This window comes from Sphingomonas hominis (assembly GCF_013328205.1).
Classification (GTDB): Bacteria; Pseudomonadota; Alphaproteobacteria; order Sphingomonadales; family Sphingomonadaceae; genus Sphingomonas; species Sphingomonas hominis.
The window spans coordinates 170,871-197,841 of record NZ_JABULH010000001.1 but is presented as its reverse complement, the minus strand read 5'-3'; the positions used below and the strand labels follow the sequence as shown (position 1 = coordinate 197,841).

Annotated in this window: 28 protein-coding genes; 13 read left to right on the top strand and 15 right to left on the bottom strand. The window is 67.0% G+C overall.

The genetic code is table 11. From position 1 onward, the window contains the following. The first annotated feature begins 304 nt into the window (after positions 1 to 304). Positions 305 to 2,824 (top strand): penicillin-binding protein 1A, encoded by a 2,520-nt coding sequence (locus HRV97_RS01035; protein ID WP_174191848.1) that lies wholly within the window; start codon positions 305 to 307, stop codon positions 2,822 to 2,824. 33 nt (positions 2,825 to 2,857) lie between these two features. Here the strand turns inward: HRV97_RS01035 and HRV97_RS01030 are convergent, their stop codons facing one another. Beyond that, on the bottom strand, positions 2,858 to 3,043 hold the full coding sequence (locus HRV97_RS01030) for a hypothetical protein (protein WP_174191847.1): 186 nt from the start codon (positions 3,041 to 3,043) through the stop codon (positions 2,858 to 2,860). 233 nt (positions 3,044 to 3,276) lie between these two features. Here HRV97_RS01030 and prfB point away from each other — a divergent pair, with 233 nt between their 5' ends. Both prfB and HRV97_RS01020 read left to right on the top strand, forming a co-directional pair. After that, a complete protein-coding gene (gene prfB, locus HRV97_RS01025) occupies positions 3,277 to 4,404 on the top strand; it encodes a peptide chain release factor 2 (protein WP_174191846.1) in 1,128 nt (375 codons plus the stop codon). Beyond that, complete coding sequence (locus HRV97_RS01020) at positions 4,401 to 5,141, top strand: class I SAM-dependent methyltransferase (RefSeq protein WP_174191845.1); 741 nt, start codon at positions 4,401 to 4,403, stop codon at positions 5,139 to 5,141. Before prfB ends, HRV97_RS01020 begins: the two co-directional genes overlap by 4 nt. Before the next feature lie 76 nt (positions 5,142 to 5,217). Here the strand turns inward: HRV97_RS01020 and HRV97_RS01015 are convergent, their stop codons facing one another. The 9 genes from HRV97_RS01015 to HRV97_RS00975 all read right to left on the bottom strand — a co-directional run bounded on the left by HRV97_RS01015 (position 5,218) and on the right by HRV97_RS00975 (position 12,646). Continuing rightward, positions 5,218 to 5,598, bottom strand: a complete 381-nt coding sequence (locus HRV97_RS01015) for a JAB domain-containing protein (protein ID WP_174191844.1) — start codon at positions 5,596 to 5,598, stop codon at positions 5,218 to 5,220. Positions 5,599 to 5,904: 306 nt separating this feature from the next. After that, on the bottom strand, positions 5,905 to 6,546 hold the full coding sequence (locus tag HRV97_RS01010) for a F0F1 ATP synthase subunit B family protein (RefSeq protein WP_174191843.1): 642 nt from the start codon (positions 6,544 to 6,546) through the stop codon (positions 5,905 to 5,907). Continuing rightward, positions 6,539 to 7,033 carry a F0F1 ATP synthase subunit B family protein gene (locus HRV97_RS01005; RefSeq protein WP_174191842.1) on the bottom strand — a complete coding sequence of 165 codons (495 nt, stop codon included), beginning with the start codon at positions 7,031 to 7,033 and terminating at the stop codon, positions 6,539 to 6,541. The genes HRV97_RS01010 and HRV97_RS01005 overlap by 8 nt, the downstream gene beginning before the upstream one ends. Positions 7,034 to 7,087: 54 nt before the next feature. Beyond that, positions 7,088 to 7,315 carry a F0F1 ATP synthase subunit C gene (locus HRV97_RS01000; protein ID WP_174191841.1) on the bottom strand — a complete coding sequence of 76 codons (228 nt, stop codon included), beginning with the start codon at positions 7,313 to 7,315 and terminating at the stop codon, positions 7,088 to 7,090. 65 nt (positions 7,316 to 7,380) lie between these two features. After that, entirely contained in the window at positions 7,381 to 8,139 is a 759-nt protein-coding gene (locus tag HRV97_RS00995) for a F0F1 ATP synthase subunit A (RefSeq protein WP_174192581.1), read from the bottom strand. Positions 8,140 to 8,203: 64 nt separating this feature from the next. Next, positions 8,204 to 8,542, bottom strand: a complete 339-nt coding sequence (locus HRV97_RS00990) for an AtpZ/AtpI family protein (RefSeq protein WP_174191840.1) — start codon at positions 8,540 to 8,542, stop codon at positions 8,204 to 8,206. 313 nt (positions 8,543 to 8,855) lie between these two features. Further along, a complete protein-coding gene (locus tag HRV97_RS00985; RefSeq protein WP_174191839.1) occupies positions 8,856 to 9,236 on the bottom strand; it encodes a YdbL family probable chaperone protein in 381 nt (126 codons plus the stop codon). Positions 9,237 to 9,239: 3 nt separating this feature from the next. Further along, entirely contained in the window at positions 9,240 to 9,428 is a 189-nt protein-coding gene (locus tag HRV97_RS00980; protein WP_425505708.1) for a YnbE family lipoprotein, read from the bottom strand. A gap of 20 nt (positions 9,429 to 9,448) precedes the next feature. Beyond that, positions 9,449 to 12,646, bottom strand: coding sequence for an intermembrane phospholipid transport protein YdbH family protein (locus HRV97_RS00975; RefSeq protein ID WP_174191838.1), 3,198 nt, complete (start codon positions 12,644 to 12,646; stop codon positions 9,449 to 9,451). 85 nt (positions 12,647 to 12,731) lie between these two features. On the opposite strand from HRV97_RS00975, the gene radC reads away from it, so the two are divergent. After that, entirely contained in the window at positions 12,732 to 13,457 is a 726-nt protein-coding gene (radC, locus tag HRV97_RS00970; RefSeq protein WP_174191837.1) for a RadC family protein, read from the top strand. A gap of 207 nt (positions 13,458 to 13,664) precedes the next feature. Here radC and HRV97_RS00965 read toward each other — a convergent pair whose 3' ends face one another. Continuing rightward, positions 13,665 to 14,246: an EF-hand domain-containing protein gene (locus HRV97_RS00965; protein ID WP_246248473.1), complete on the bottom strand. Its 582-nt coding sequence runs from the start codon at positions 14,244 to 14,246 to the stop codon at positions 13,665 to 13,667. Positions 14,247 to 14,426: 180 nt separating this feature from the next. Here HRV97_RS00965 and purB point away from each other — a divergent pair, with 180 nt between their 5' ends. Further along, complete coding sequence (purB, locus tag HRV97_RS00960) at positions 14,427 to 15,737, top strand: adenylosuccinate lyase (protein ID WP_174191836.1); 1,311 nt, start codon at positions 14,427 to 14,429, stop codon at positions 15,735 to 15,737. A 7-nt stretch (positions 15,738 to 15,744) separates the two neighbouring features. On the opposite strand, the gene HRV97_RS00955 is transcribed toward purB, so the two are convergent. Next, positions 15,745 to 16,287 carry a hypothetical protein gene (locus HRV97_RS00955; RefSeq protein WP_174191835.1) on the bottom strand — a complete coding sequence of 181 codons (543 nt, stop codon included), beginning with the start codon at positions 16,285 to 16,287 and terminating at the stop codon, positions 15,745 to 15,747. A gap of 316 nt (positions 16,288 to 16,603) precedes the next feature. Here HRV97_RS00955 and mobA point away from each other — a divergent pair, with 316 nt between their 5' ends. Further along, entirely contained in the window at positions 16,604 to 17,152 is a 549-nt protein-coding gene (mobA, locus tag HRV97_RS00950; protein WP_174191834.1) for a molybdenum cofactor guanylyltransferase, read from the top strand. 77 nt (positions 17,153 to 17,229) lie between these two features. On the opposite strand, the gene HRV97_RS00945 is transcribed toward mobA, so the two are convergent. Then, positions 17,230 to 17,985, bottom strand: a complete 756-nt coding sequence (locus HRV97_RS00945) for a competence/damage-inducible protein A (protein ID WP_174191833.1) — start codon at positions 17,983 to 17,985, stop codon at positions 17,230 to 17,232. A 66-nt stretch (positions 17,986 to 18,051) separates the two neighbouring features. On the opposite strand from HRV97_RS00945, the gene map reads away from it, so the two are divergent. The 3 genes from map to glnA all read left to right on the top strand — a co-directional run bounded on the left by map (position 18,052) and on the right by glnA (position 20,880). Continuing rightward, positions 18,052 to 18,879, top strand: a complete 828-nt coding sequence (map, locus tag HRV97_RS00940; RefSeq protein ID WP_174191832.1) for a type I methionyl aminopeptidase — start codon at positions 18,052 to 18,054, stop codon at positions 18,877 to 18,879. Positions 18,880 to 19,049: 170 nt separating this feature from the next. Next, complete coding sequence (locus tag HRV97_RS00935; protein WP_174191831.1) at positions 19,050 to 19,388, top strand: P-II family nitrogen regulator; 339 nt, start codon at positions 19,050 to 19,052, stop codon at positions 19,386 to 19,388. Between the two features lie 79 nt (positions 19,389 to 19,467). Continuing rightward, on the top strand, positions 19,468 to 20,880 hold the full coding sequence (glnA, locus tag HRV97_RS00930) for a type I glutamate--ammonia ligase (protein ID WP_174191830.1): 1,413 nt from the start codon (positions 19,468 to 19,470) through the stop codon (positions 20,878 to 20,880). A 431-nt stretch (positions 20,881 to 21,311) separates the two neighbouring features. Here glnA and HRV97_RS00925 read toward each other — a convergent pair whose 3' ends face one another. Further along, on the bottom strand, positions 21,312 to 22,046 hold the full coding sequence (locus HRV97_RS00925; protein WP_174191829.1) for a TorF family putative porin: 735 nt from the start codon (positions 22,044 to 22,046) through the stop codon (positions 21,312 to 21,314). Beyond that, positions 22,043 to 22,471 (bottom strand): hypothetical protein, encoded by a 429-nt coding sequence (locus tag HRV97_RS00920; RefSeq protein WP_174191828.1) that lies wholly within the window; start codon positions 22,469 to 22,471, stop codon positions 22,043 to 22,045. The genes HRV97_RS00925 and HRV97_RS00920 overlap by 4 nt, the downstream gene beginning before the upstream one ends. A gap of 230 nt (positions 22,472 to 22,701) precedes the next feature. On the opposite strand from HRV97_RS00920, the gene HRV97_RS00915 reads away from it, so the two are divergent. The 4 genes from HRV97_RS00915 (at position 22,702) to HRV97_RS00900 (ending at position 26,710) form a co-directional block, all read left to right on the top strand. Continuing rightward, positions 22,702 to 23,274 (top strand): SRPBCC family protein, encoded by a 573-nt coding sequence (locus tag HRV97_RS00915; protein ID WP_174191827.1) that lies wholly within the window; start codon positions 22,702 to 22,704, stop codon positions 23,272 to 23,274. Beyond that, complete coding sequence (locus HRV97_RS00910; protein ID WP_174191826.1) at positions 23,271 to 24,452, top strand: alcohol dehydrogenase catalytic domain-containing protein; 1,182 nt, start codon at positions 23,271 to 23,273, stop codon at positions 24,450 to 24,452. Before HRV97_RS00915 ends, HRV97_RS00910 begins: the two co-directional genes overlap by 4 nt. A 14-nt stretch (positions 24,453 to 24,466) precedes the next feature. Further along, complete coding sequence (locus HRV97_RS00905) at positions 24,467 to 25,252, top strand: SDR family NAD(P)-dependent oxidoreductase (protein ID WP_174191825.1); 786 nt, start codon at positions 24,467 to 24,469, stop codon at positions 25,250 to 25,252. Positions 25,253 to 25,429: 177 nt separating this feature from the next. Then, positions 25,430 to 26,710, top strand: a complete 1,281-nt coding sequence (locus tag HRV97_RS00900; RefSeq protein ID WP_174191824.1) for a M20/M25/M40 family metallo-hydrolase — start codon at positions 25,430 to 25,432, stop codon at positions 26,708 to 26,710. The last annotated feature ends 261 nt before the right edge of the window (positions 26,711 to 26,971 follow it).

The window sequence follows — 26,971 nt, the reverse complement described above, 5'->3', positions numbered from 1 at the left end:
ATCCGGGCTCTCGCTTCTCGGCAGGGCGGAAGAAGGCAGCAGATTCCCGGATCAAGTCCGGGACGACGATGGGTGAAGCCGGTCGATACATCTTAGACGCGCTCGCGGCGAGCGGTCGGGGCATATTGTTAGGTTCAAAGAGCGAGCGACGCGCAGACGCTGCGACTCGCGACAGTGGCACGTGGTGGCCTTGTAGGACAGCGCCTCCCTGCCCTCGTGGCGTGTTCCACCGCACCCTGGCGGCACAACGCGAACCGCGGTCGCGCTTTCGCAGGCCGCGGAACCTGCTAAACGCGCAGGCGACATGGCTTCTTCTCCCCCAGAGACGGCAGCGCCGGATGAGCGCGCGGGTCGGTTGCGCCGCGCGCTCAGCGGCACGTGGACGCGGCGACTGCTGCGCTGGTTCGCGGTTGCGTCCGCGCTGCTGCTGGTCGCAGTGGGCGCGTTCTGGCTGATCTTCGCGCGCGACCTGCCCTCGGTCGAGAAGTTGAAGGCGTATGAGCCGCCGCTGCCGACCAACGTGCGCGGGATCGATGGCGCGCCGATCTATTCTTATGCGCGTGAGCGGCGCGTCCAATTGTCGTTCGCCGAATATCCGCCGCTGCTGATCCGCGCGTTTCTGGCGGCCGAGGACAAGACGTTCTTCGAGCATCATGGCGTCGACTTCCCCGGCCTGGCGGGCGCGGTGGTGGATTACGCCAGCAAGTTCGGCACCGGGCAGCGCGCGCGTGGCGGTTCGACGATCACGCAGCAGGTCGCCAAGAATTTGCTGATCGGCAATGCCTATTCGCCGACGCGCAAGGTGCGTGAGGCAATCCTGGCGTACCGGATCGAGCAAACGCTGACCAAGCCGCAGATCCTGGAATTATACCTCAACCAGATCTTCCTGGGCCGCAATGCCTACGGCGTCGAGGCGGCGAGCCACGCGTATTTCGACAAGGAACTGCCCGAGCTGACGCTGGCGCAGATGGCGTATCTGGCGATCCTGCCCAAAGGCCCCGCCAATTACGACCCGTTCCGCAGCACCGAACGCGCGCTGATCCGGCGCAACTACGTGCTGCGCGAAATGGCGCGCAACGGCTTCGTCACCGAAGCGCAGGCACGCGCGGCGAACGCCGAACCGCTGGGCGCGATCCGGCGGCGTGCGCCTAAGTTCGAGCGCGTCGGCGGTTATTTCGTCGAGGAAGTGCGCCGGCAGTTGATCGGCAAGTTCGGTGAGAATGCGCAGGCCGGGCCGTACAGCGTCTATTCCGGCGGATTGTGGGTGCGCACCTCGCTCGACGCGCAGGTGCAGCGCTACGCCGCCGACGCGCTGCGCGACGGGTTGCTGCGTTACGAGAGCGGGCGCGGCTGGTCGGGGCCGCTCGCGCACGTCGAGCTGGACGATCCGGCGCAGTTCCAGGGTGCGCTGCTCGGCACCAACATCATGCTCGACTATAAGGATTGGCGCGCCGCGATCGTCACCGCGCGCGAGAGCGGGGCCCTGTCGCTGGGCTTCGCCGACGGGCGCACCGGCACGCTGCCGCGCTGGGCCGCGCAAACGCCCGCGCGCGGCACCGGCACGCCCGCGTTCTCGCGGATCAAGGTCGGTGACGTGATCGCGGTCGCGCCGTCGGACGGCGTGTTCGCACTTCGCAGCGTGCCGCGCATCTCGGGCGGGTTCGTGGTGCAGGAGCCCGCGACCGGGCGCATTCTGGCGATGCAGGGCGGGTTCGACGCCAGCGTGCAGGCGTTCAACCGCGCGACCCAGGCGTATCGCCAACCCGGATCGACGATCAAGCCGATCGTCTATTCCGCCGCGCTGGAGCACGGCATGACGCCGGCGTCGATCATCGTCGACGGGCCGTTCTGTGTCTACCAGGGCGCGCGGCTGGGGCAGAAGTGCTTTCGCAACTTCGGCAATTCGCGTGGTGCTGGTCCGCACACGATGCGCTGGGGCATCGAGCAATCGCGCAACCTGATGACGGTGCGCGCGGCGGCGCAGACCGGCATGAAGAACGTCGTCGCGCTGATGAAGAAGATGCAGATCGGCGATTACGCGCCCTATCTCGCTTATTCGCTCGGTGCCGGCGAGACCACGGTCGAGCGGATGGTCAACGCGTACGGCGTGCTCGCCAATAACGGGCAGTGGCACGACCCGTCATTGATCGACTTCGCGCAGGACCGGCGCGGCCAGGTGATCTGGCCCGCCAACTGGCGCGCGTGCGACGGGTGCAACATGCCGCGGTGGAACGGGCGCGCGATGCCGCGCCCGGTGACGCAGGGGCGGCAGGTGATGGACGCCATGTCGGCGTACCAGATGGTGCACATCACCGAAGGCGTCATCCAGCGCGGCACCGCGACCGCGCTGCGCGATCTCGGGCGTCCGATCTTCGGCAAGACCGGCACCAATTCGGGGCCGACCGACGTGTGGTTCATCGGCGGGACGCCGCAAATGGTCGCGGGGCTGTATATCGGTTACGATACACCGAGCAATCTGGGCGGCTACGCGCAGGGCGGAACGCTGGCGGTGCCGATCTTCAAGGCGTTCGCGACCAAGGCGTACGAGAATCTGCCCGTGCTGCCGTTCCGCGCGCCGCCGGGCATCCGATTGGTGCGGATCGATCGCGGATCGGGCCGGCCGGTGTTCGGCCCCTGGCCGAACGACGACGATCCCATGGCGGGCGTGATCTGGGAAGCGTTTAAGCCGCAGAGCGAGGCACGGCGGCCGCGGCGCTACTCGGCGGGCCCCGCGCCCGTCGCCACGGCGCGGCGCCCCGCACCCGCGGCGTCGGCGGCACCGCGCGACAGCGAGTTCCTGCAACAACAAGGCGGCATCTACTGAGGCAGGTGCCGGCCGCGCGCGATCGGCGCGCGGTTACACCTGCCGGGTGGTCAGTTTCTCGTACAGGTCGATCTGCTCGATCAACCGTGCGCGCGCGACCGCGTAATGCGAGCTGTCGCCGATGGTGCCGGAACGCTCACGCGCCTGCTCCAACTGGACCAGCTTGCGTTTCGCATTCTCCAATCCGGCGCTGTACGGCATGGCGGTGGGCAATATCATGCTGGAGCGATGCGCCCATTGCCAAGGATTACAGTTCGGGCGGGTTGGAAGGAAAAGTGGTTAGCGGCGCGGGAACCACGGCGGAGCGCCTGCCGGCGCGCGCGGGCGTTGCCGTTTGGCGGCGCGCGGCCTAGATCGCAGGCTTGATCCTTGATCCGCCACCCGGCGGAGCACGCGGGCGCAGTTTGGCCCGGCGGGCGACCGCGACGACGTGACGTTTGGAGAACAGATTTATGCGCGCCGAAGCGCAGGCCCATGTCGACACCATCAACGAGGCGTTGGCGCTGCTGCGCCGCTTCCTCGATTGGGACCGCGCGCTGCGTCGGCTCGACGAGCTGAACGCGCGTGTCGAGGACCCGACCTTGTGGGAGAACCCCAAGGCGGCGCAGGACGTGATGCGCGAGCGCCGGCGGCTCGACGAGGCGATCACCGCGACGCGCGACATCGAACGCGAGATGGCGGACACCGCCGAGCTGATCGAGATGGCCGATGCCGAGGGCGACGCCGAGATGGCGGATGAAGGCACGCAGGCGTTGAAGGCGCTGGCGCAACGCGCGCAGGGCGACAAGATCAAGGCGCTGCTGGCGGGCGAGGCCGACGGCAACGACAGCTACGTCGAGATCAACGCGGGCGCGGGCGGGACCGAGAGCCAGGATTGGGCCGAGATGCTGCAGCGCATGTACACGCGCTGGGCCGAGCGGCGCGGCATGAAGGTCGAGCTGATCGACTATCACGCGGGCGAGCAGGCCGGGATCAAGTCGGCAACGCTGTTGTTGAAAGGCGAGAACGCTTACGGCTATGCCAAGACCGAGAGCGGGGTACACCGGCTGGTGCGGATCAGCCCGTATGACAGCTCGGCCCGGCGGCACACCAGCTTCTCCTCGGTGTGGGTCTATCCGGTGATCGACGATTCGATCGACATCGAGATCAACGACAGCGAGCTGCGCATCGACACCTATCGCGCGTCAGGCGCCGGCGGGCAGCACATCAACACGACCGACTCGGCGGTGCGCATCACGCACTTGCCGACCGGCATCGTCGTCGCGTGCCAGAACCAGCGCAGCCAGCACAAGAACAAGGCCGAGGCGTACAACCAGCTGCGCGCGCGGCTCTACGAGCATGAGCTGCGTAAGCGCGAGGAGGAGGCGAACGCGGTCAACGCGACCAAGACCGATATCGGCTGGGGCCACCAGATCCGCTCCTACGTGCTGCAACCGTATCAGTTGGTGAAGGATCTGCGCACCGGCGTGACCTCGACCTCACCCGGTGACGTGCTCGACGGTGCGCTCGACGACTTCATGGCCGCGGCGCTGTCGCAACGCGTGACCGGCGAGAAGGTCGAGGTGGAGGACGTCGATTGAGCCACGCGCGCGCCCTGACATCGGCGGTGCTGCTGATCGCGGTGGCGGGCGCGCTCGCCGCATGCGACGGGTCGCAACCGCTGATCAAGCGCGTGGCGAAGCGGACCGACCCCTTCCCTGCCGCCGATCGCCCGGTCGCCAGTATCGTCTCGTCGCGCTGGTCGAACGAGGAAGAGCGCGATCGGTTGAACGAAGCGGGCGCGGTGATGGACGGCGCGCGGATCAAGCCCGGCATGACGGTCGCCGACATTGGTGCGGGCGAGGGTTATTACACGATCCGCCTGGCCGCGCGCGTCGGCGAGGATGGGCGCGTGCTGGCGGAGGACATCATGCCAGCGACGCGCGATGCGCTGGCCGAACGCGTCGCACGGCAGCGGCTGGAGAATGTCAGCGTGCGGCTGGGCCGCCCGGCCGATCCGCGGCTGCCGGCGAACAGCTTCGACCGCGTGCTGATGGTCCACATGTACCACGAGATCGCGCAGCCTTATGAATTCCTGTGGCGGATGCGGCCGGCGCTGCGGCGCGACGGGCTGGTGGTAGTGGTCGACGCCGATCGCTCGACGCAGAACCACGGCACGCCGCCCGCGCTGCTGCGCTGCGAGTTCGCGGCGGTGGGTTACCGTCAGGTCAGTTTCGAGAAGATGCCCTCGGCCGGCGGGTATCTGGCGACATTCCGCCCCGAGGGTCCGCGGCCCGCACCCGCCGCGATCCGGCCGTGCCGGTTGGCGACGCGCTGACGCGGTTTACAGCTCGGTCACTTCCTCGTTAGCCCGGTGACGAGGTAAGTGCGTCGAGAAGCGCGCTAGCGCCTGGTCAGAGCAATCCTTCGCGTTGAAAGCTCATCCAGCCGCCGGGTGCGATCACGTAGTGGTCGAGCAGCCGCACGCCGATCGCGTCCAGCGTGGCGAACAGGCGGCGGGTGTAGTGCACGTCCTGTCGGCTGGGTCGCGGATCGCCGCGCGGGTGGTTGTGCGCGAGCAGCACCGCGCGCGCGTCCAGCGCCAGGACGTCGGTGACGATCAGGCGGATCGACGCGGCGACGCTCTCGGCGCGGTTGGACGTGAAGTGGCGTGCGCCGACTTTGGCCAGTGACGCGTCGAGGTAGAGCAGCATCGCGACCTCGCGGTCCGCGTCGGTCAGCGCGTGGAAGGGTGCGGGCATGTCGAAGGTCTGCCTGCAGGCGCAATCGGACATGCCGCATAGTAATATGGGTCAGCATTGCCGCCCTACAGGTCTGCTCCGTTATGCTCTGCGGGTTACGTATTTTGTGGAAGTACCAAGCGGCTAAGTTTCGCCGCATAGACCTATCGTCATCCCGGACTTGATCCGGAATCCCGCTGCCTTCCTCTCGCCTAAGAGAGAAGCGTCACCCCGGATCAAGTCCGGGGTGACGATAAGGCTAAAATGGTCGGGGTACGTACTATAGCTCCCGCAGCCACAAACGAAACGGGCCACGATGCTCTCGCATCGCGGCCCGTACTCGACACGATGGTCCCTGGATCAGTTGAAGCGGCCGACCCGCTGGATCGCGCTGTTGACGAGGGTGCGGTCGGCCTCGACGTTGTGCTGCTCGGCAATGACGCGGCCGGCGGCGGCAGTCGCTGCGGCGACGACGGTGGCGCGCACTTCGTCGAGCGCAGCGCGCTCGGCGGCGGCGATCTTGTCCTCCGCCATGCGCGTGCGACGCTCCATCAGCGCCTCGGTGTCGGCTTTCGCCTTGGAGACGATCTGCGACGCTTCGTGCTGCGCATTCTCGCGCATCTTGGCGGCGTCAGCCTCGGCCGAGCGGGCGCGCGTGGCATATTCGTCACGCAACGCCTCGGCCTCGCGGCGGAGCTGCGCGGCCTCGTCGAGCTGGCGGCGGATCTCGCCGATACGCTTGTCGAGCATCGCGCCGATCGTCGCCGGCACCTTCCAGATCAGCGCGGCGAGCAGCACCACGAGCGCGGCGAGGCCGACCCAGCCAGTGTCGTTGAAGCCCAGCGCGGTCGGTGCGGCGACATGCTCGGCTCCGTCAGACACGTTGCCGACCAGACCGCTGCCATTCTGGAGGTCGGCGGTACCGAGCCCCTGCGAATGGGTGGCGTCAGCCAGGTTCTGCTCGACCTGGAGGTCGGCAGCGGAGGGTGCAACGTTAGACATTGTGCAGCTCCTGGCGAACCGCGGCGTGTGCGACCTCGGGCGAGACGGTCATGCCTGCCACCTTGGCGACGAGTTCCTGCACCGTCTCGGCCGCGATATCCTGTACCTTGACCATCGCCGCCGCCTTGGCGTTGCCGATGGCGAGATCGTGGTGCGCGATGCGCTCGTTCAACTGTTCGTCGAAGGTGCGCAGCTGCGCCTCGGTCGACTGCGCCGCGCGCGACTTGGCGGCGACCACCTCGGCCTGCGCCGCGGCGCGTGCCGCGTCCATCTCGGCCTGCCATGCCGCCTCGGTCGTCGTCGCCTCGGCCCGCGTCCGCTCGGCGATGGCGAGGTCTTCGGCGATCTGGCGCTCGCGCAGGTCCATGACGCCGGTGACCCTGGGCACCATCATCTTGCCGATCCCGAAATACAGGATGCCGAAGGTGATGAGCAGCCAGAAGATCTGGGACGCGTAGGTTGCGGCGATCTGACTGATTTGAGGCATGGCGGTCCGTTCAGAACCCGCCGAGCGGCATGGCGCCGCACGGCGGGTGAGTAATCAGGCGACGAACACCAGGATGATCATCGTCACGAAAGCGAGCAGGCCGAGAAGCTCGGCACCCGCGAAACCGATGAACAGACGACCCTGCTGGCCATCAGCGGCACCCGGGTTGCGCAGCGCGCCCTCAAGGAAGGCGGCGAACACGTTGCCCACGCCCAGGGCAGCAATGCCCATGCCGATTGCGGCGAAACCAGCACCGAGCAGCTTGGCGGCTTCTGCGTCCATTTCAGTAACTCCCGTTTAGATCAGATTTAGGTGGAAAGGTTGGTTCAAGAAGACGGCGATGCGTCTCAGTGAAGATTGACCGCGTCGTTCAGATAAACGCTGGTGAGCAGCGCGAACACGTACGCCTGGATCGCGGCGACGAGCAGTTCGAGCAGCGTGATGCCGAGCATCAGCACGAAGCTGGGCAGCGACACGATCGCGACATAGCCCGGCCCGAGGTTGATGCCGTTGATGACGAACGCCGCCAGCACCTTGAGCAGGATGTGCCCCGCGGTCATCGCAACGAACAGTCGCAGACCCAGCGAGAAAGGACGCACCAGGAAGCTCATCAGCTCGACCACGAAGATCAGCGGGATCATGATGACCGGCGTGCCGTGCGGCACGAACAGGCTGAAGAAGTGGAAGCCGTGGCGACCGAAGCCGACGATCAGCACGATGGCAAAGCTGATGATCGCGAGCACGCCGGTGACGGTCAGGTGGCTCGTCACGGTGAAGGGGTGCCAGCCCGGTACGATGCCGACCGGCATCAGCCCCAAGATGTTCGCGAACAGGATGAACATGAACAACGAGAAGACGTAGGGCACGAAACGCTTGCCCTCGGGTCCGATGTTCGAGGTCAGCATGTTCTGCACGAAACCGGTGAAACCCTCCACCGCTGCCTGCCAGCGACCGGGCACCAGCTCGCGCTTCATGCCGCCGAGCATGAACAGCCACAGCGTCACCAGCGTGATCACCATCCACAGCGCGGAATTGGTGAACGACAGATCATAGCCGGCCACGTTCCAGCGCAGACCGAGCACGGGCTCGATCAGGAACTGGTGCATCGGATCGATCTTGCCGCCTTCTGCCACGTCTGCCCCTATGCTTCCCACATACGTCAAGCGCCCGTTATTCCGGGCGCTTGGTCGTTAACCGAATGATCTGCCTGAACGCCACCGCGATCCCGAGGAACAACGCGACGATCAGCGCCCAAGGCGTGGTGCCGAACCAGCGGTCGATGAGCCAGCCGATCAGCGCCGAGCCGACGAGACTTCCGATAAGGGCGGCGAGAACGCGGTTGCCGAGCTGATAGCCCGCCTCCCCCTCGTCACGCACCACCCCCGTGCGTTTCGCTTCGTCCCTGCGGGCCCGTTCCAGTCGCTGATCCAGCGAGGCGAGCCGCGGGTCCTCCGCGTCGTGGAAATCCTGTCCGGAACCGTTATCCGCCACGCGCCACCCTCTCCACATATCTCATGCCGGGGAAGTGAGCACACGGTGGGCAAACGACCCCGCCAAGGCGCCGTCCGGTTAGCCGGGGGGTCGGGGGGTGTCAACCGTTGTGAGCGTGCGGTTAACAGGGCGGCACGATGCCGGGACTAGGCGAGCGATAGGAGCGAAGTGGAGGAAGTGGAGGTTCGTTAGCGGTTTGGCGGCCGTGTCGTGAGAGGCCGTCGTCACCTGCTTCCCGCTTAAGTCGGGGGACTGTGCGTCAGGCGGTGAAGCGTTTCGTGTGCGACCTACCCACCCCCGGCCCCTCCCTTTCAGGGAGGGGAGACACAGGTCACACGCAGCGCGGGTCGCGGGTGGGGGCGCCGCTGCCGCGGGTTTCCCAGGTGCCAGCCGGAGTGCGATACTTCTCGCCCGGCTGCGTCTGCCCGATCAGGTTGCAGCCGCTGGTGAAGGCGAGTTGCTCGACCGTTGCGCCCGACGCCTGCGCCTTTTGCGTGTAGGCGGCCTTGCGCTGGATGTTGATGTTGCTGACCAGCGCGCGCAGTTGCGCGTCGCCGCCGCCGACGACGCCGAGATAGCCGTCGGGCTGCTCGCCCACCTGCCCTGCGGCGCGCGCGGCGGCGTAGGCGGGGTCGCGCTGCGCGAGCGCTGCGGTCGACACGCCCGCCAGCGTCACCGCGGCGGCGAGCATCGTGATGGTGGTGCGTGTCATGGCTTAGAATATCCCCGGGTTCTGTTTGATGAGCGACTTGGCTTCATTGTCGAGGCGGTAAACCACCTCTTGCGTCACGTTGATGTTGAGGTTGATCTCAATTGGCTTGGTCGGTGCCGAGATGTTGACGCAGGCGGCATTCGGCAAGAGCGCCGTCGCCATCAACCATCGCACACCCACGAGTCGCTTCACCGTCGTTGCTCCTGTTACGCTCATGGCACGATCTCGCTTGCGGAAGGCTGAATGGGTGGCACCAGGGGCTTGGTGGTCGGGGAAGCGCCCGTTGAGGAACCTATGGGCGCGGTGCGCCGGTTCTGTTCCTCGATCAATTGTTGCAGGTTGCGCGCGACCAACCGTTGCGGATCGTAGAAGCTGGCGGCCGAATCGATCAAGCCGCGGAAAGGCGCGCGTACGCGGATGTTGAACAGGATTGGCAGCTTGGTGAGGCGACGGATCAGGAAGTTCGATCTCGCGCCCGCCCCCTGCCCGATCCCGGCGAAGCGTACGTCGGTGATCATCTCGCCCGCGAGCGGCCCGTTCATGCCGATGTCGAGGTTACGATAGGTCAGCGACTTCAGCATCTGGAAGGCGTAATTGCCCCAGAAGCCGAGGTTCTTCTCGCTCAATTCGCCGACATAGGCGATGCCGCCGCCGCCCGCGCGTGCGGTCAGCCGCCCGCCCTCGATCCGTCCGCCGGTTGCATCAAAGATCATTGGCAGCACGCCATCGAACGTGCCGGTGGCGTTCAGATTGTCGAAGTCGAATTGTTGCAGAAACGCGCCCGCATCCATGCCGGCGACGCGAAACGTCAGCCGCCGCTCCTGTGCCGAGGAGAAGTCGAGTAAGGTCGGCTCCAGCGTCAGCGTGCCGCCCGCGAACGGCCAGGTGCCGCGGGTCACCTTGATGCGCGTGTTTGGCAGCGTCTGATAGGTGATGCGACCGTCGGTGACGGGCACGCCCGGGTTGATCGAGCGAACGGTGGCGACCTGATCGGGCGCGCTCGTCAGGCCGAGCAGGTCGGTGAAGCGGATCGTACCCGACAGCCCCTCAACCGGTCCGAACGCCGCGGCCAGCGCCGTATCGGTGGTGGAAAAGGTGCCGGTGCTGGACACGCCGTCCGCGTTCCAGGCGATGTCGCCGCGTCCCGTCACCCGCCCGCGCACGTCGGCGATGACGCCAAAGGTCAGCGGGGTGATCAGTTCGGGCTGGAACCCCTCGCCAAAGGTGATGCCCGGCACGGTCAGTGCGGCGCGGCCGGCGCCGGTCGACAGGCGATGGTCGATCGCGACATCGGCGACCTTCACGCTCCTGGTCGGCTCGAACAGCGTGGCCGTGGCCCGGATGTCGCCGCGCTGGAGCGTCAATGCGACATCGCGCGCGTCCATCGGGTTGAAACGCGCGCTATCCGCCGCGTCGCGCACGCGGAGCGCGCCCTGCACCGCGAGCGTGCCGTTCGCGAAACGCCACGTGCCCGCACCGTCGCCGAGCAGCAGCGGCACGTTGGCGATCTGCCCGCTCAGACCAGCAAAGCCACCCGCGATCGCATTGCCGACGAGCGTGCCGGTCAGGCGCGCGGCGTCGATCCGCGTCTGTCGCGCAGGCGTGCCGATCCGCGTCTCGACGCCGCGCAGCGCGAAGCCGCGCGTGCCGAGCGACAGATCGGCGCCGGCCACGTTCAGGCGCAGCGGCGTGCTGCCGATCGTTCCCGCCAGCCGTGTCGCAGGCAGTCGGATCGTACCGTCAGCGCGTCCACCGCGTACCTGCACCAGCGCGGCACCCGCCGGGCACAAGGTCAGCCGCGTGGGGTCGAGCCGCAGCGTCGACACGCGCAATGCGTCGAAGCGAACCGGCGTGCAGGTCGGGTTGACCAGCAACGCCCCGCGCGCCCAGCGCAGGTCGAGCGGCACCGACAGCCCGTCGACCCGGCCATCGGCGAGCGGTCCCGACAATGTCGCCTGCGCGGTTGCGCGAACAGCACCGCCGCGCGCGTCGAAGCGGATACGGTCGAGCGCCAGTGCGGCCCCGTCCGCCGCGTAACGCGCCAGCGACGCGCTGCCGGTCAGCGCGCCGCGCTCGGCTTGCGCGAACCGTGCCGCGAGTTGCGGCAGGCCGCCGCCCGCGACGCGGAGCGTGCCCACGCCCCTGATGCCGTCCGTCGCGGTCCAGCGCAGCGACGGCTGCGCGTCGAGCCGCGCGCGTGCACCGCTGGCGCTGGTGAGCGCGGCGTGGTCGAGCGTGATGCTGACGCCGGCATCGGTGCGGACCAGCGCGAGTTGCGCCTGCGCCGACACGTCGCGCGCGGCGCGGCGCGCGGCATCGGCGGCGCGCGCGACCAGCGGGGCGACCGGCGTGCCCTCGCCGGCGCGCAGCGCGGGCAGTAGCGCGCGCAGGTCGCCGCCGCGCACCGCCACCTGCCCGGCATAGCCGATGCCGGCGGGCGCCACGCGCGCTTTCCCGGACACGCCGATGCGCGCGGCGCTTACCTGGCCCTGGCGCACCCGCGTCGCGGCGAGGTCGAGCGGGAGGTCGAACGAGCCCGCGACGCCCGGACGCAGCGCCAGCGTGCCCGCGAGCGTGGCGGCGCGTGCGTCGGCGTAGCGCGCTTCGCCGGTGGCGATCGTCGCATCGATGCGCGATCGCGCCAGCGCGCCCAGCATCACCGTCGCGTCCGCGCGGATCGACGGCGCGTCGATGCTGGCGCCGGCACAGGCGAGCCGCTCGGCGCGTGCGGGACCGTCGAGGTGCAGGCCGTAAACGCCCTCGCCCACGCGCCCGGTGGAGCGCAGCTGTCCGGCGGCGCGCAGCGACAGAACCGCACAATCCGAGCGTGCCAGTCGGTTGGCGGCGACCGCGTAACGGCCGCGGAACCCGCCATCGAGCCGCCCGCGGCCGCTCAAGGACATGCCGGCGATGCCGAACGGGGTTTCCAGCCGCAATCCGCCGTCGGCGATCGACACGTCGAGTGCGGGGAGCGTGAGGGCGCCACCATCCCCGCGCGGCAGAAGGCGGTCGAGCGCGCCGAGCGACAAGCGCCCATCGACCAGACGCCCGCGCACGCGAACGTGCCCGGCGCGCGCGGCGATCAGGCGTGCACCGCCGAAGCCGACGTCGGTCTGCGTCTCGATCCAGTCGGCGACGAGATCGGGTCGCGCCGGATCGCCGATCACCACGTCAGTCAGGCGCTGCCGCCCGAGCCCGAGGTCGGCCACGTGGTAGCGCGCCCGCACCCCCTTGCGCGCGAGTTCGCGGTCGATGACGCGCGTGGCGATCGGCACGCGGCTGAGCCAGACGCCGCCGACGCCTGCGACGACCAGCACCGAGCCGGCGACCAGCACGCGCGTGCGTCGCCGACGCGCCGGCGACGACGCTGCCTGTTCCTGCGCCTGTTCCTGCCGTCGCTCGCCGCTCATGCCGGCGCCAGCATAGGGCCGGGGCGGCTGAGCGCAATCAGCCACGCCCGTTGCGGATGCGCGGACGGCGGCATAGCCTGGCGCCATGCCCGCCACCCCTTTCAATGCCACGTTCGGTCCGCCATCGAGCGAGGAGCAACGCCTGCTTGACGCCGCCGGTCACCGCGAACGGCTGCGCGCGCGCTTGTTGGAGAATGCCGAGGGGCTGCAGGATTACGAGCTGATCGAGTATCTGCTCACGCTGGCGATCAGGCGCGGCGACACCAAGCCGATCGCCAAGGCATTGTTGCGCGAGTTCGGCGGGATCGGCGCGGCCCTCGCCGCCGATCCGGCGGAGCTGCGCCGGATCAAAGGGTTGGGCGACATCAGCATCGCCGCGCTCAAGATCGCGCACGCCGCCGCGATCCGGCTGGTGCGCGCGCGCGCCGCCGAGCAGCCGTTGTTGTCGAACTGGCAGGCGCTGGAGGAATATCTCCACGCCGACATGGCGCATGACGCGGTGGAACGGTTTCGCGTGCTGCACCTCAATACCAAAAACATGCTGATACGCGACGAGGTGATGTCGCGCGGCACGATCGACGAGGCGGCGGTGCACGTGCGCGAAGTAATTAAGCGCGCGCTCGACATCGGATCGGCGGCGCTGATCCTGGTGCACAATCACCCGTCGGGCGATCCGTCGCCGAGCAAGGCGGACATCCACATCACTCGCGCGATCGTAGATGCGGGCAAGCCGCTCAACATCCAGGTGCACGACCATATCATCGTCGGGCGCGGCGGTCAGGTGAGCCTGCGCGCGAAGGGCGTGATCTGATCGGGTGAGGTTAGCGCGGTTGCTACCGCGTGATCGCTGGACGATGCTGTCTGGGTGGCTTGCCCGGTTGACGTCACCCCGGACGCGATCAGGGCTGAGTGGGTCGAAGAAGCGGGATCCCGGATCAAGTCCGGGACGACGCGAGGATCAGCGAAACGGCCGCTGGATCGCTCCGGCGGCCGTTTGTTTTTTGTCGCAAGCGGCGGGTCAGCCTGCCTGCTTGGTGCCGCTGCTCAGGAAACTGGCGAGCTCGGTCTTGGTGACGCTGGCCGATTTGTCGCTGTCGGCCTTCTTAAACGCGCCGTCGTTCCATGCCTTGTTCGGCTTGGCGCTGGGGTCGGCCTTGGCCTTCAGCGTGTCCATCCAACTGGCGAATTCGGCCTTGCTGAGCGAGCCTGACTTGTCCTTGTCGTAGGTCGGGAACTCGCTGTCCAAAATCGCGGCGACCTGATCGGGCTCGTTGGTGCCCTGTTGCGAAGGTTGTGACGCAGGCTCGGTCGAACCGGTTTGCGCGGACTGCGTCGGCACTGCTTGCGTGCCGGTCGCCGGATCGGGCGTCGGCGTCGTCGGGACGGCCTGCGCAGTATTCACGGGAGCTGCGACAGTTCCTTCCTGGGCCGTCGTAGTCGCCGGTGCGCTCTGCGGCGTCGGCGCGGTCTGCTGCGCAATCGCCGGAGCGGCCATGGTCATTGCCGACGCGTAAAGAACATACTTAAGCATCATCGTCTCCTTTGAGCTTTTTTCGTTTGCTGAGTGACAGGTAAGCGAGCATTTACCTTTCTGCAACATTGACGCTCTGAGAAACATTGTTGCTTGAGCATTCCGCTAGCTGCGGCTTTTCGGCGGATTTGCTTGGGTTTGGCGGCTTTGCTATCGCGCGCGCCGACCTCGCCGGGGTGCGGCGGCCCGTTGTCCTGCTGCGACGTACGGTTCGATGCTCGTCCCTGTTTTCATCCAAGGAGCCGCACCGTGATCCCTCGTTACTCCCGCCCCGAGATGGCAGCATTGTGGACGCCCGAGGCGCGCTACCGCATCTGGTTCGAGATCGAGGCGCATGCGACCGACGCGCTGGCCGAGCTGGGCGTGGTGCCCAAGGCAGCGGCGGAGGCGCTGTGGCGCTGGTGGGCCACCAATCCGACGATCGACGTCGCCGCGATCGACGCGATCGAGGCGGTGACCAAGCACGATGTGATCGCGTTCCTGACCTGGGTCGCCGAGCAGGTCGGCGACGAAGCGCGCTTCATGCACCAGGGGATGACCTCGTCCGACGTGCTCGACACGACCTTGTCGGTGCAGCTGGCGCGCGCATCAGACATATTGCTGGCCGATCTGGACGCGCTGCTCGTCGTGCTGGAGCGTCGTGCGCGCGAGCATAAGCTGACGCCGACGATCGGGCGCAGCCACGGCATCCACGCCGAGCCGGTGACCTTCGGCCTGAAGCTTGCCGAGGCCTACGCCGAGTTCCGCCGCAACCGCGAGCGGCTGGTCGCCGCACGTGCCGACATTGCGACCTGCGCGATCTCGGGTGCGGTCGGCACCTTCGCCAACATCGATCCGCGCGTCGAGGCACACGTCGCCGAGAAGATGGGGCTGAGCGTCGAGCCCGTCTCGACGCAGGTGATCCCGCGTGATCGCCACGCGATGTTTTTCGCGACTCTCGGCGTGATCGCTGGCTCGATCGAGCGCGTCGCGGTCGAGGTGCGGCACCTGCAACGTACCGAGGTGCTGGAAGCGGAGGAATATTTCTCGCCCGGGCAGAAGGGCTCGTCGGCGATGCCGCACAAGCGCAATCCGGTGCTGACCGAGAATCTGACCGGGCTGGCGCGCATGGTGCGCGGCTATGTCACGCCCGCGCTGGAGAATGTTGCGCTGTGGCACGAGCGCGACATCTCGCACTCTTCGGTGGAGCGCTACATCGGACCGGACGCGACGATCACGCTCGACTTCGCACTCGCGCGGCTGACCGGGGTGGTCGACAAGCTGCTCGTGTACCCGGAGCGGATGCAGAAGAATCTGGATCGCATGGGAGGCCTCGTCCACTCGCAGCGCGTTTTGCTCGCGCTGACGCAGGCGGGGGTGAGCCGCGAGGATTCATACCGGCTGGTGCAGCGCAACGCGATGAAGGTGTGGGAGTCGGATGGCGAACTGTCGCTGCTCGATCTGCTCAAGGCGGACCAAGAGGTGACTGCGGCGCTGTCGCCTGAAGAAATCGAGGACAAGTTCGACCTTGGTTATCATTTCAAGCACGTCGACACGATCTTCGACCGCGTGTTCGGCTGACACGCACCTATGGCTGTGAGGCGGCAGGACGTGGGTTGACGATCACCACGCCGCTGCCGTTCGCGTTCTCAGTCACGATCAGGCTATAGATCTCCCCCGCGGCACGCGCCTCAGCGAAGGCAGCGGGGTTGGTCGGCGTCGAGCGCCATGTCCCGTTCGTTCCTGCCCCGCCCTGCAGCCACGCGCGGTAGGTTGACGAGCCTGCGTAGCGGAACAGCGGCGCGGTGCCCAACGCCCGCGCAACCTGCGCGTTGACGCCACCCACCGGCGCGTTGGTGAAGACGCTGCACGTCTCCAGCCGCTCTGCCGGTTGCACCGTCTCACCGGCGGCGAGTTGCTCGTCGCGGTCGGGGGCGTTTGCCGCGATGCTCAGCCCGGAAGGCGGACGCGCGGCCTTCCAGCCTGCTGCTGCGACACGTCGTGCGACGGTGGTCGGATCGGCACCGACGCAGAAGCGGAGCGCGTCGGTGACAATCCGGACGGCAGCGGGTGGTGGCGCGAGAGAAGGATCGGCGAGCATGGTGATGCGTCCGTTTGCCCCGGCTCCCACCACCTAGCAGCCACACACGGTGCCGCCAAGCATCCGTTGATTGCATCAACTGCAAGCAAGATTGTTGCGCACGTTTGTTGCGTGGACGCGCAACGATCTACATATCGGCGCGACCGGATGATCCGGTACTGGAGACCCTACATGCGCATGTTCGAGACCGCGGCCAGCACCGTGCTGGTGCTCGCGGCACAGGCGCTGGTGGTCGGCGCCATCGTCACGACGCTCTGACCCATCGGCCCTCCGCCTTCGCTTGTGCGAGGGCGGGTTGGCCGGGGCGGCCTCCCCTTTTTTCCCCTCCATCACTAGAGCCTGACCCATGACGATCCTGGGTGCGGTGCTGGCAGGCGGGCGCGCGACGCGGTTCGGGCGTGACAAGGCGCTGGCTCGCATCGGGGATACGACGTTGCTGGAACACGCGCTCGCGAGCCTTTCGCCACATGTCGACGCGCTGGTCGTCGTTGGCCGGGCCGACGCGCCGGTGGCGGTGACGCCGGACCTGCCGCACGCTGATCTGGGCCCACTCGGCGGGATTGCGGGTGCGCTCGCTTATGCGCGGCAGCGCGGGCACACGTCGGTGCTGACGACCGCGTGCGACACGCCGAACCTGCCCGATGCGCTCGTCACGGCGCTGGTGGCGCAGGAGGCGGCCTATGCGGCGGAGGCGCCGACGGTTGGGCATTGGCCGGTGCGGTTGCTGGAGCCGCTGCTCGCGCGGCTGGCATCAGGTGAGAGCCGGTCGATCCGGCGCTGGGCGATGGGCGCGGGCGTGGTGGCGGTGATGCCGGGGATCACGGTGCCGAACGTGAATACGGTGGATGATCTGGAAGCGTTGGTTGATTCGGTGATTACGTCATCCCCGACTTGATCGGGCGTCCCGCTCTCTGCGCGATCAGCAAAAAGGCAGCGGGATCCAGGCTCAAGGCCGGGATGACGAGGTAGGATTTAGATGCCGCCGGCGGTGATCTCGTAGCCCGCATCCTCCAGCGCGCGGGTCAGGTCGGACAGGCAGCGGTCGACCAGCGCCTCGTCGGGGGAGCGGACGACGAAGTTCGCGCCGACGCGGCCTTCGCGGAAAAAGGGGTAGCTGCCGATCGCGACGCCCTCGTGGCTCTTTTCTGCCTCACGCAGGATGTCGGCGACTTCGCTCTCCGCGACCCAGCCACCGATCGACTTGGACACGACCGGGCGTCCGCCCTCCAGCGTGCCGGTCAGCGCGTCGAGCATGCCTGCGGTGATGTGCGGCACGCCCGCCATGATGAAGATGTTGCCGGTGCGAATGCCGGGTGCGCCCGAGACGCGGTTCTCGATCAGGTCGGCGCCGGCGGGCACGCGCGCCATGCGCAGCCGTGCCTCGGTAATGCCGCCGCGCGTCTCGTAATAGCGGGTCAGCGTGTCGACCGCTTTCGGGTGATGCTCGACACCGACGCCCAGCGCCGCGGCGATCGCGTCGACGGTAATGTCGTCGTGCGTCGGGCCGATGCCGCCGGTGGTGAATAGGTAATCGTTGCGCGCGCGCAGCGTGTTCACCGCCTCGACGATCGCCTCCTCGCGGTCGGCGACGACGCGCACTTCGGCCAGGCGGATACCCTGGACGTTGAGCCACGCGGCGAGTTGGGCGATATTCTTGTCCTGCGTGCGGCCTGACAGGATTTCGTCGCCGATCACCACCAGCGCGGCGGTCCAGATGCGTTCGCTCATGTACAGGTCCTTATCGGCAAGCGCTTTGCCTCGCAAACGCAGGTCGTTCGCGCTATATCCGGCGGCATGACCAACTACGTTACCGTCACCAGCGACGCGCCGCTCGGGCGCGACGGCGCGATCAAGCTGCACGGCCCCGACGCGTTCGAGGGCATGCACAAGGCGGGGCGGCTCGCCGCCGAGACGCTGGACATGATCGCGGCCCACATGGTGCCGGGCGTGACGACGGCCGAGATCGACCGGCTGATCTATGACTTCATTGCAGACCGCGGCGGCGTGCCCGCGACGCTGGGGTATCGCGGCTACACGCACTCGACCTGCATTTCGATCAACCACGTCGTCTGCCACGGGATACCGTCGGAAAAGACGCTGAAGTCGGGCGATATCGTCAACGTCGACGTGACCCCGATCGTCGATGGCTGGCACGGCGATTCGAGCCGCATGTACCTGATCGGCGACGTGCCGTTGAAGGCCCGCCGGCTGGTGGAGGTGACCTACGAATGCCTGATGCTCGGGCTGGAGCAGGCGAAGCCCGGCAACCACATGGGCGATATTGCGCACGCGGTGCAGCGCCATGCCGAGGCGCACCGCTACGGCGTGGTACGCGATTTCTGCGGGCACGGCGTCGGGCGGCTGTTCCACGACGCGCCCGAGGTGGTGCACGTCGGGCGGCCGGGCACCGGACCCGAGCTGCGCCCCGGCATGATCTTCACGGTCGAGCCGATGATCAACATTGGTCGCCCTGACGTGAAGCTACTCGACGACGGTTGGACCGCGGTGACGCGCGACCGGTCACTATCGGCACAGTTCGAGCATTCGATCGGCATTACCGAGACGGGGTGCGAGATCTTCACCACCTCGCCGGCTGGGCTGCACAAGCCGCCTTACGCGTGATTGCCGGGCGCGTGCCTGTTTATTGAGCAGCACGCGCGCATCTGCCCGATTTAGCAGCACAGGAATGGCGGAAATCCGCGCTTTTCTGCCCTTGCTCTCAGGCCTGTCGGCTGGCACGTTCGCTGCAAGACGACGCACCGGGGTGTCAGTCGGGGTTGGGACGTTCACGCGTGAAGAAGATCGAAGCGATCATCAAGCCGTTCAAGCTGGATGAGGTGAAGGAAGCACTGCACGAGATCGGCGTGAGCGGCATCACCGTGACCGAGGCCAAGGGTTTCGGGCGTCAGAAGGGCCACACCGAATTGTACCGCGGCGCCGAGTACGTGGTCGACTTCCTGCCCAAGGTGAAACTGGAAGTGGTGGTAGAGGACGGCTTGGCCGAGCGCGTGGTGGAGGCGGTCGCCGCCGCTGCGCAGACCGGCCGCATCGGCGACGGCAAGATCTTCGTCATCCCCGTGGAGACCGCGCTGCGCATCCGCACCGGCGAGCGCGACAACGACGCGATCTGATCGCGTACCCCCATCATCGACCTCTAAGTTCCAGCACAGCCGGCCCGCAGGCGCGGCGAACGATCAAGGAAGAAGCGACATGGCAAATACGGCCGCAGACGTTCTGAGCAAGATCAAGGACGAGGAGATCGAGTGGATCGATCTGCGCTTCACCGATCCCAAGGGCAAGTGGCAGCATTTGACCATGGTCGCGAGCGTCATGGGCGAGGATGAGTGGACCGACGGTCTGATGTTCGACGGTTCCTCAATCGAGGGCTGGAAGGCGATCAACGAGTCGGACATGATCCTGATGCCCGATCTCGACGCGATCTACACCGATCCGTTCTCGGCGACGCCGATGCTGATCGTGTTCTGCGACATCGTCGAGCCGTCGACCGGCGAGGGCTATGCGCGCGATCCGCGCACCACCGCCAAGCGCGCCGAGGCTTACGTCGCGCAGCTCGGCATCGGTGACACGGTCTATGTGGGGCCGGAAGCCGAGTTCTTCATGTTCGACGACGTTCGTTTCGACACGTCGTACAACCAGTCATATTTCAAGATCGACGACATCGAACTGCCGACCAACACCGGTCGCGAATATGAGGGCGGCAACCTCGCGCATCGCCCGCGTGCCAAGGGCGGTTACTTCCCGGTCGCGCCGGTCGACTCGGCGGTCGACATCCGCGGCGAGATGGTCACCACGATGCTCGAGATGGGCCTGCCGTGCGACAAGCACCACCACGAGGTGGCAGCGGCACAGCACGAGCTGGGGCTGACCTTCGGCACGCTGACGCAGACCGCCGACCGGATGCAGATTTACAAGTACGTCGTGCACCAGGTGGCGCACGCGTACGGCAAGTCGGCGACGTTCATGCCTAAGCCGATCAAGGAGGACAACGGATCGGGGATGCACACGCACTTCTCGATCTGGCAGGGCAAGGAGCCGCTGTTCGCGGGCAACGGCTATGCGGGCCTGTCGGACACCTGCCTCTACTTCATCGGCGGCATCATCAAGCACGCGAAGGCAATCAACGCCTTCACCAACCCGACCACCAACAGCTACAAGCGGCTCGTGCCGGGGTACGAGGCGCCGGTGCTGCTCGCCTATTCGGCACGCAACCGCTCGGCATCGTGCCGTATTCCATACGGTACCGGCCCGAAGTCGAAGCGCGTCGAGGTGCGCTTCCCCGACGCGATGGCGAACCCGTATCTCGCTTATGCCGCGCTGCTGATGGCGGGGCTGGATGGTATCCAGAACAAGATCCATCCGGGCGAGGCGATGGACAAGAATCTGTACGATCTGCCGCCGGCCGAGCTGGCGGAAGTGCCGACGGTTTGCGCGAGCTTGCGCGAGGCGCTTGACTGCCTGATGGCCGACCACGACTTCCTGTTGAAGGGCGACGTGTTCACCAAGGATCAGATCGAGGCGTACGTCGAGCTGAAGTGGGGCGAGGTTGCGCGTTGGGAGATGACGCCGAGCCCGGTGGAATATGACATGTATTACAGCGCCTGAGCGTGCCGCGCCGGCACGCGGTGCGAGCGGGTGACCGCTCGCACAGGCGCTGTCGGCCGGCCTCGCGCTCGCGAGGACCGACGACGCGGCTTTGCCGCGGCGCTGCTACGGTTGAGCAAAGGCGTTCGGAGCAATCCGGGCGCCTTTTTCTTTTGCGGGAGGGGAAGTGGGATTCCGGCTCAAGGCCGAGGTGACAGCGACGTAGGTGGCGGTAGTTCTCTGCTTTAGCCGTGATCGTTGGGAGCGCAGGTCGGCGGAAGGCACAAGGACGCCGCACTGTGCTCCCCGCTCTCCGCGTCCGTCCTCTCGGACTCGCTTCGGTATCTCGCCTTCCTAAGCGTCGCGAGAAGAAGCGGGACCCCGGATCGAGTCCGGGGTGACGAGAGGAGAGTGGGTGACTCGAGAAGACCGAGCGACGTGACCCAACCGACCTAGAAACTCAGCGCCGCGCGTGCTGCGATCCGGTCGCCCGCGTTGTTACGTGCCGCGAATGGCGACAGCGCGCGCGTGTTGTCGATATCGGTGCCGGTATATTCCACCGTCAACACCAGCGGCCCGGTCGCGTGCTGCACGCCGAACGACCAATCATAATAGGTGTTGTCGGGCCGTAGCCGCGCGGCGCGGACGGGATCGTTGACGTCGCCGCTCGATCGCCCGGCACTGGCGGTGAAGCTAAACGGGGTCACCGGAACGCCGACGCGCCCGCGCAGCCCCAGATACAGGTTGCTGCCGCCGATCGCGTCCTGCGACGGGGCGTAGCGTGCCTCGACGCCCGCCTCCGCCGGGCCGAGCGTGTAGCTCGCCCCTGCCCCGCCCTCGTAATAGTCGAGCGGGCCGGTGCCGCCCGTGAAGACGTGTCCGGTCGCGAAAGCGTCGAGGCGCAAGCCGTTCACCGTCTGGCTGTAGCCGATCGTCGGCTCGAACACCGCGTCGGCGCCGCCGTGGCGCGGGTCACCGCGCGTGGACAGCGCACGCACGCCGAGGTCGAAGCCGTTGGAGAAGTCGAGCTGGGCGGAGGCGGCGAGCGCTCCCTCGCCGTCGCTCCAGCTGATGCCACGACGACGCTCGTCGGTGGTTGCCTCGACACTGACGTGCGGGCGGACCTGCGCGTGGGCGGCGGTGCTGGCGAGTAGCGCCAAGGCGGCGAGAGCCGGTTTACGCGTCAACTGTTACGTCCTCGTGCTTGTTCGAGTTCGGCGACCAACACGCCGCGATCGCGGCGCGCGACCTCGACCAGATGCGCGCGCAGGCGATCACTGGCGGCCGCCACCTCGGCCCCGATAGCCGCCGCCTGCGTATCGCACCAGCCCGGCCGATGTCCGGTGACGAGCACCGGCGCGTCGATGCGGCGCGTGGCGACGTGGCCGGCGGTGGCTCGGGCGCTGCGCTCCACGGTGACGCGCGCCTGCCAGCGGCATTGCAGCGTCGCGGGACGGCCGGGCGCGGAGGCGGCACCGACCTGCCGCAACTCGGGCTTCAGTTGGCCATGATAGGTGACGTGGACGCGGGCACCACCATGATCGAATTGTTCGTGATGCGTGTCGGCGGCGGCGGGAGCGGCCAACAGGGCCGCGGCGATGAGCGTTAGCATCGATAATCTCCTAATGGATCGGGCTGTGTCGCCCGTTGATGCAGACGAGATGATGATCTTGACCGCGCGCCGCAATGAAGCCGAACAGCAAGCAACGCTTTGTCAAAGACCAGCGAAAGTCGTTACGCTCGCGCGCGTCAAAGCATTGATCTGCATCAGCTAAGCGATGCGGGCGAGGAACGCCTCGCGTTACCGATCGCTTGAGGTCGCACGCTTGCGTGGAGACTGAGATGAGCGATCAGCGCGACGACGGACCGATTGTGTCCGCGAAGAAGAATGCCGACCAACTGACTGCCGCCACGATCCCCGATGCGCATGGATCGAGTGCGGTGGCGCGCGCGGTGACGATCAACAAGCCGGTCGCGGAGGTTTACGCCTATTTCCGCGACTTCTCCAATCTGCCGCACTTCATGGAGAATGTCGTCAGCATCGACACGCCCGACGCCACGCGCTCGCACTGGGTGGTGAAGGCACCGGGCGGCACCACGGTCGAGTGGGACGCGCGCGTGACGGAGGATCAGCCGAATGCGCTGATCGCCTGGACCAGCGAGGAAGGCGCGGACGTGCCCAACTCGGGCCGCGTCGAGTTCCGCGATGCGGGCGCACGCGGCACGGTGGTGACCGCGACGATCCTGTACGATCCGCCCGCGGGCGTGGTCGGCAAGCTGATCGCCAAGCTGTTCCAGCGCGAACCCGCGATCCAGGCGCGCCGCGATCTGCGGCGATTCAAGCAACTGATGGAAGCCGGCGAGATCGCGACGCCCGCTATGAACCAGAAGCAATTCGAGGAGATGGGGCTGTGAGAGCGCTGACTTGGCACGGCAAGCATGACGTGCGCGTCGACACGGTCGACGACCCCGGCATCGTCAATCCGCGCGATTGCATCATCAAGGTGACGTCGACCGCGATCTGCGGCTCGGACCTCCACCTCTACGACGGGTACATCCCGACGATGAAGGCAGGCGACATCCTGGGCCATGAATTCATGGGCGAGGTGGTCGAGGTCGGCGCGAAGTCGACGTTGAAGAAGGGCCAGCGCGTCGTGGTGCCGTTCACGATCGCGTGCGGGTCGTGCTTCCACTGCGGCAAGCACCAATATTCAGCCTGCGACAACGGACTGCCGGCGGACAATCAGGACATCGCACAAGAACTGTACGGCCACCCGATGGCGGGGTTGTTCGGCTACAGCCACATGACCGGCGGCTATGCGGGCGGTCAGGCGGAGTACGTCCGTGTGCCGTTCAGCGACGTCGGGCCGATCGTCATCCCGGATGGTATCGAGGACGACAAGGTGCTGTTCCTATCCGACATCCTGCCGACCGGTTGGATGGCGGCGGAGAATGCCGACATCGAGCCCGGCGACACGGTAGCGGTCTGGGGTTGCGGCCCGGTCGGGCTATTCGCGGTGCAATCGGCGTTCCTGATGGGGGCAGAGCGCGTGATCGCCATCGACCATTTCCCGCGCCGCCTGGAGCTGGCCAAGAAGTTCGGCGCGGAGACGCTCAATTTCGAGCAGACCGACATCTACGACGCGCTGATGCTGATGACCGGCGGGATTGGTCCCGACGCGGTGATCGACTCGGTCGGGCTCGAATCGCACGGCCTGTACGTCGATAACGTGGTCGACCAGATCAAGGCGTCGACCTTCCTCGGCACCGATCGCCCGCACGCCAATCGTCAGGCGATCATCGCGTGTCGCAAGGGCGGGCGCGTATCGATGCCAGCGGTCTATGGCGGGTTCGTCGACAAATGGCCGCTCGGTGCGTTTATGGAGAAAGGGCTGACGCTCAAGACCGGGCAGACCCACGTCCAGCATTACCTACCGGGCCTGCTCCAGGCGATCATCGACGGGAAGATCGACACGACCTTCCTGATCTCGCACCGGATGGACCTGGAGGACGCGCCGCTCGGCTACCAGAAGTTCCATGACGAGCAGAATGACTACACCAAGATCGTGCTCAAACCCGGCCTGAACGGCTAACAGGAGTTCAACACATGGCCGACAAATTCGCCATCATCACCGGTGCCTCGACCGGCATCGGGTTCGAGCTCGCGACGCTCGCCGCGCAGGACGGTTACGACATCCTGGTTGTCGCCGACGAAGCACTGATCAACGACGCCGCGCGCGATTTCGAGCAGTTCGGCACGCAGGTGCAGGCGGTCGAGGCCGATCTCTCGACGATTGAGGGCGTCGACAAGCTGCTCGCCGCCACCAACGGTCGCCGCGTCGACGTGCTGTGCGCCAACGCCGGGCGCGGGCTGGGTCACGGCTTCCTCGACCAGAAGGTCGAGGACTGGCGGCACGTGGTCGACACCAACATCACCGGCACCGCCTATCTGCTCCAGCGCGTGCTGCCAGACATGGTGGCGCGCAACGAGGGCAAGGTGATGGTGGTCGGATCGGTCGCGGGCTACATCCCCGGCGCGTTCCAGGCGGTGTATAACGGCACTAAGGCGTTCATCGACAGCTTCACCGAAGCGCTGCGCAACGAGTTGAAGGACGCCGACGGGGTGACGATCAGCACGCTGATGCCCGGCCCGGTCGACACCGAGTTCTTCGCGCGCGGCGACCTGCTCGACACGCAGGTCGGCAGCGATCCCAACAAGCGCTCGGCCGAGGATGTCGCCAAGGACGGCTGGAAGGCGCTGATGAACGGCAAGCCGTCGATCTTCTCGGGCTGGTCGACCAAGATCCAGGGCGTGCTGGCGAACGTCGTGCCGGGTTCGGTGCTGGCCGAGCAGCACCGCAAGATGGCGGAACCGGGATCGGCGAAGGACTGATCGAACGGCCTAGCAGTATGACGAGCCCGTACCGCCGAGCGCGGTGCGGGCTTTTCGCGTTGTTTGAGGTTGCGTGGTCTAGACTTTGCGATGCTGCCGCGATCTATCGATCAAGTGGAAGGCGATCGGCGCTGATCGCTGTTCAGATCGGTGCGGAACTGTTCTAGCTTCGCGAACATGATCGCTACCCTGCTCTTGCTCGCCGCCGCTGCGGCAACGCTCTCTCCGGTCGAGACGAGGATGCGCGACGCGGTCATCGCCGACGCGACCCGCAGCGAGGCGCTGCTCCAACGATTGGTCGAGCAGAATTCGGGCTCGCTCAACCTCGACGGCGTGACGAAGGTGGGCGAGATGATGCGCCGCGAACTCGCGCCGCTCGGTTTCGATGTACGCTTCGTCGACATGCGCGCGACCGGGCGGGCGGGTCACATCGTCGCGACGCATAAGGGCAACGGCCGCGGGAAGCGCGTGCTACTGATCGGACACCTCGATACGGTGTTCGAGCCCGACAGCCCGTTCACCGGGTTGCGGCGCGAGGGCACGCGCGCCTACGGCCCCGGCGTCGGCGACGACAAGGGCGGATTGGTCGTGATCGTCGCCGCGTTGCGCGCGATGAAGGCGGCGGGCACGCTCAGGAACGCCGACATTCAGGTGGTGCTGACCGGCGACGAGGAGCGCACCGGCGCACCGCTCGCCCTCGCGCGCGCCGACCTGATCGCGGCGGGCAAATGGGCCGACGTCGCGCTGGAATATGAGAATGTCGCAACCGAGGACGGGCGCGATTGGGGCACCACCGCGCGGCGTAGCTCGATCAATTGGGCGATCACGGCGACGGGCGTCACCGGGCATTCGAGCGCGGTGTTCGGCCCCGCGCTCGGCTATGGCGCGGCGTACGAGCTGGCGCGTATTCTCGACACGTTCCGGCGCGAGCTGCCCGAACCCAACGTCACCTATAACGTCGGGGTGATGGCGGCGGGGACGCCGGCCGCGCTCGACAACAGCGGCGTGCGCGCGAGCGCGTCGGGCAAGACCAACATCGTGGCGGCACAGGCGGTCGCGCGCGGGGACCTGCGCACGCTGTCGCCCGAACAGGACGCGCGGGTGCAGGCGCGGATGACCGCGATCGTCGCGCAGCATCTGCCGCGCACGAATGCCACGATCACCTTCTCCGAGGGCTATCCGCCGATGGCGCCGACCACGGGCAATCGCGCGCTGCTGGCGCGGTTGAATGCGGTCAATCGCGATCTGTCGCTGCCCGAGATGCCAGAATACGACCCGGCGAAGCGCGGCGCGGCGGATTCGAGCTTCGTCGCGGCGGACGCCGATACGCTGGGCGGGATGGGCGCGTCGGGCGGCGGCGCACACGCCGAGGGCGAGTGGATCGACCTTACCAGCCTGCCGCGCCAGGCGACGCGCAGCGCGATCCTGATCAGCCGCTTGGCAGCTGAGAAGCGGTGAGGCTTAATTCGACCAGCTTGCCTTCTACTTCTTCGTTGCCTCGAAATGATCCAGGCTTTTGGATAGCGCGGGAGAAGGCAGCGGGATCCCGGATCGAGTCCGGGATGACGATGATGGAAGCGGATCGACAGTCACTTGGGCCGCACGCAGACGTTCGGCCCTGAACCCGCCGAAACGACGATCGGCTCGCCGCGCAGTCCGGCGGCCCGATGCAGCACGAGTTCACCAGGAACCTGCATGCCCAGATCACCCACCTAGCTT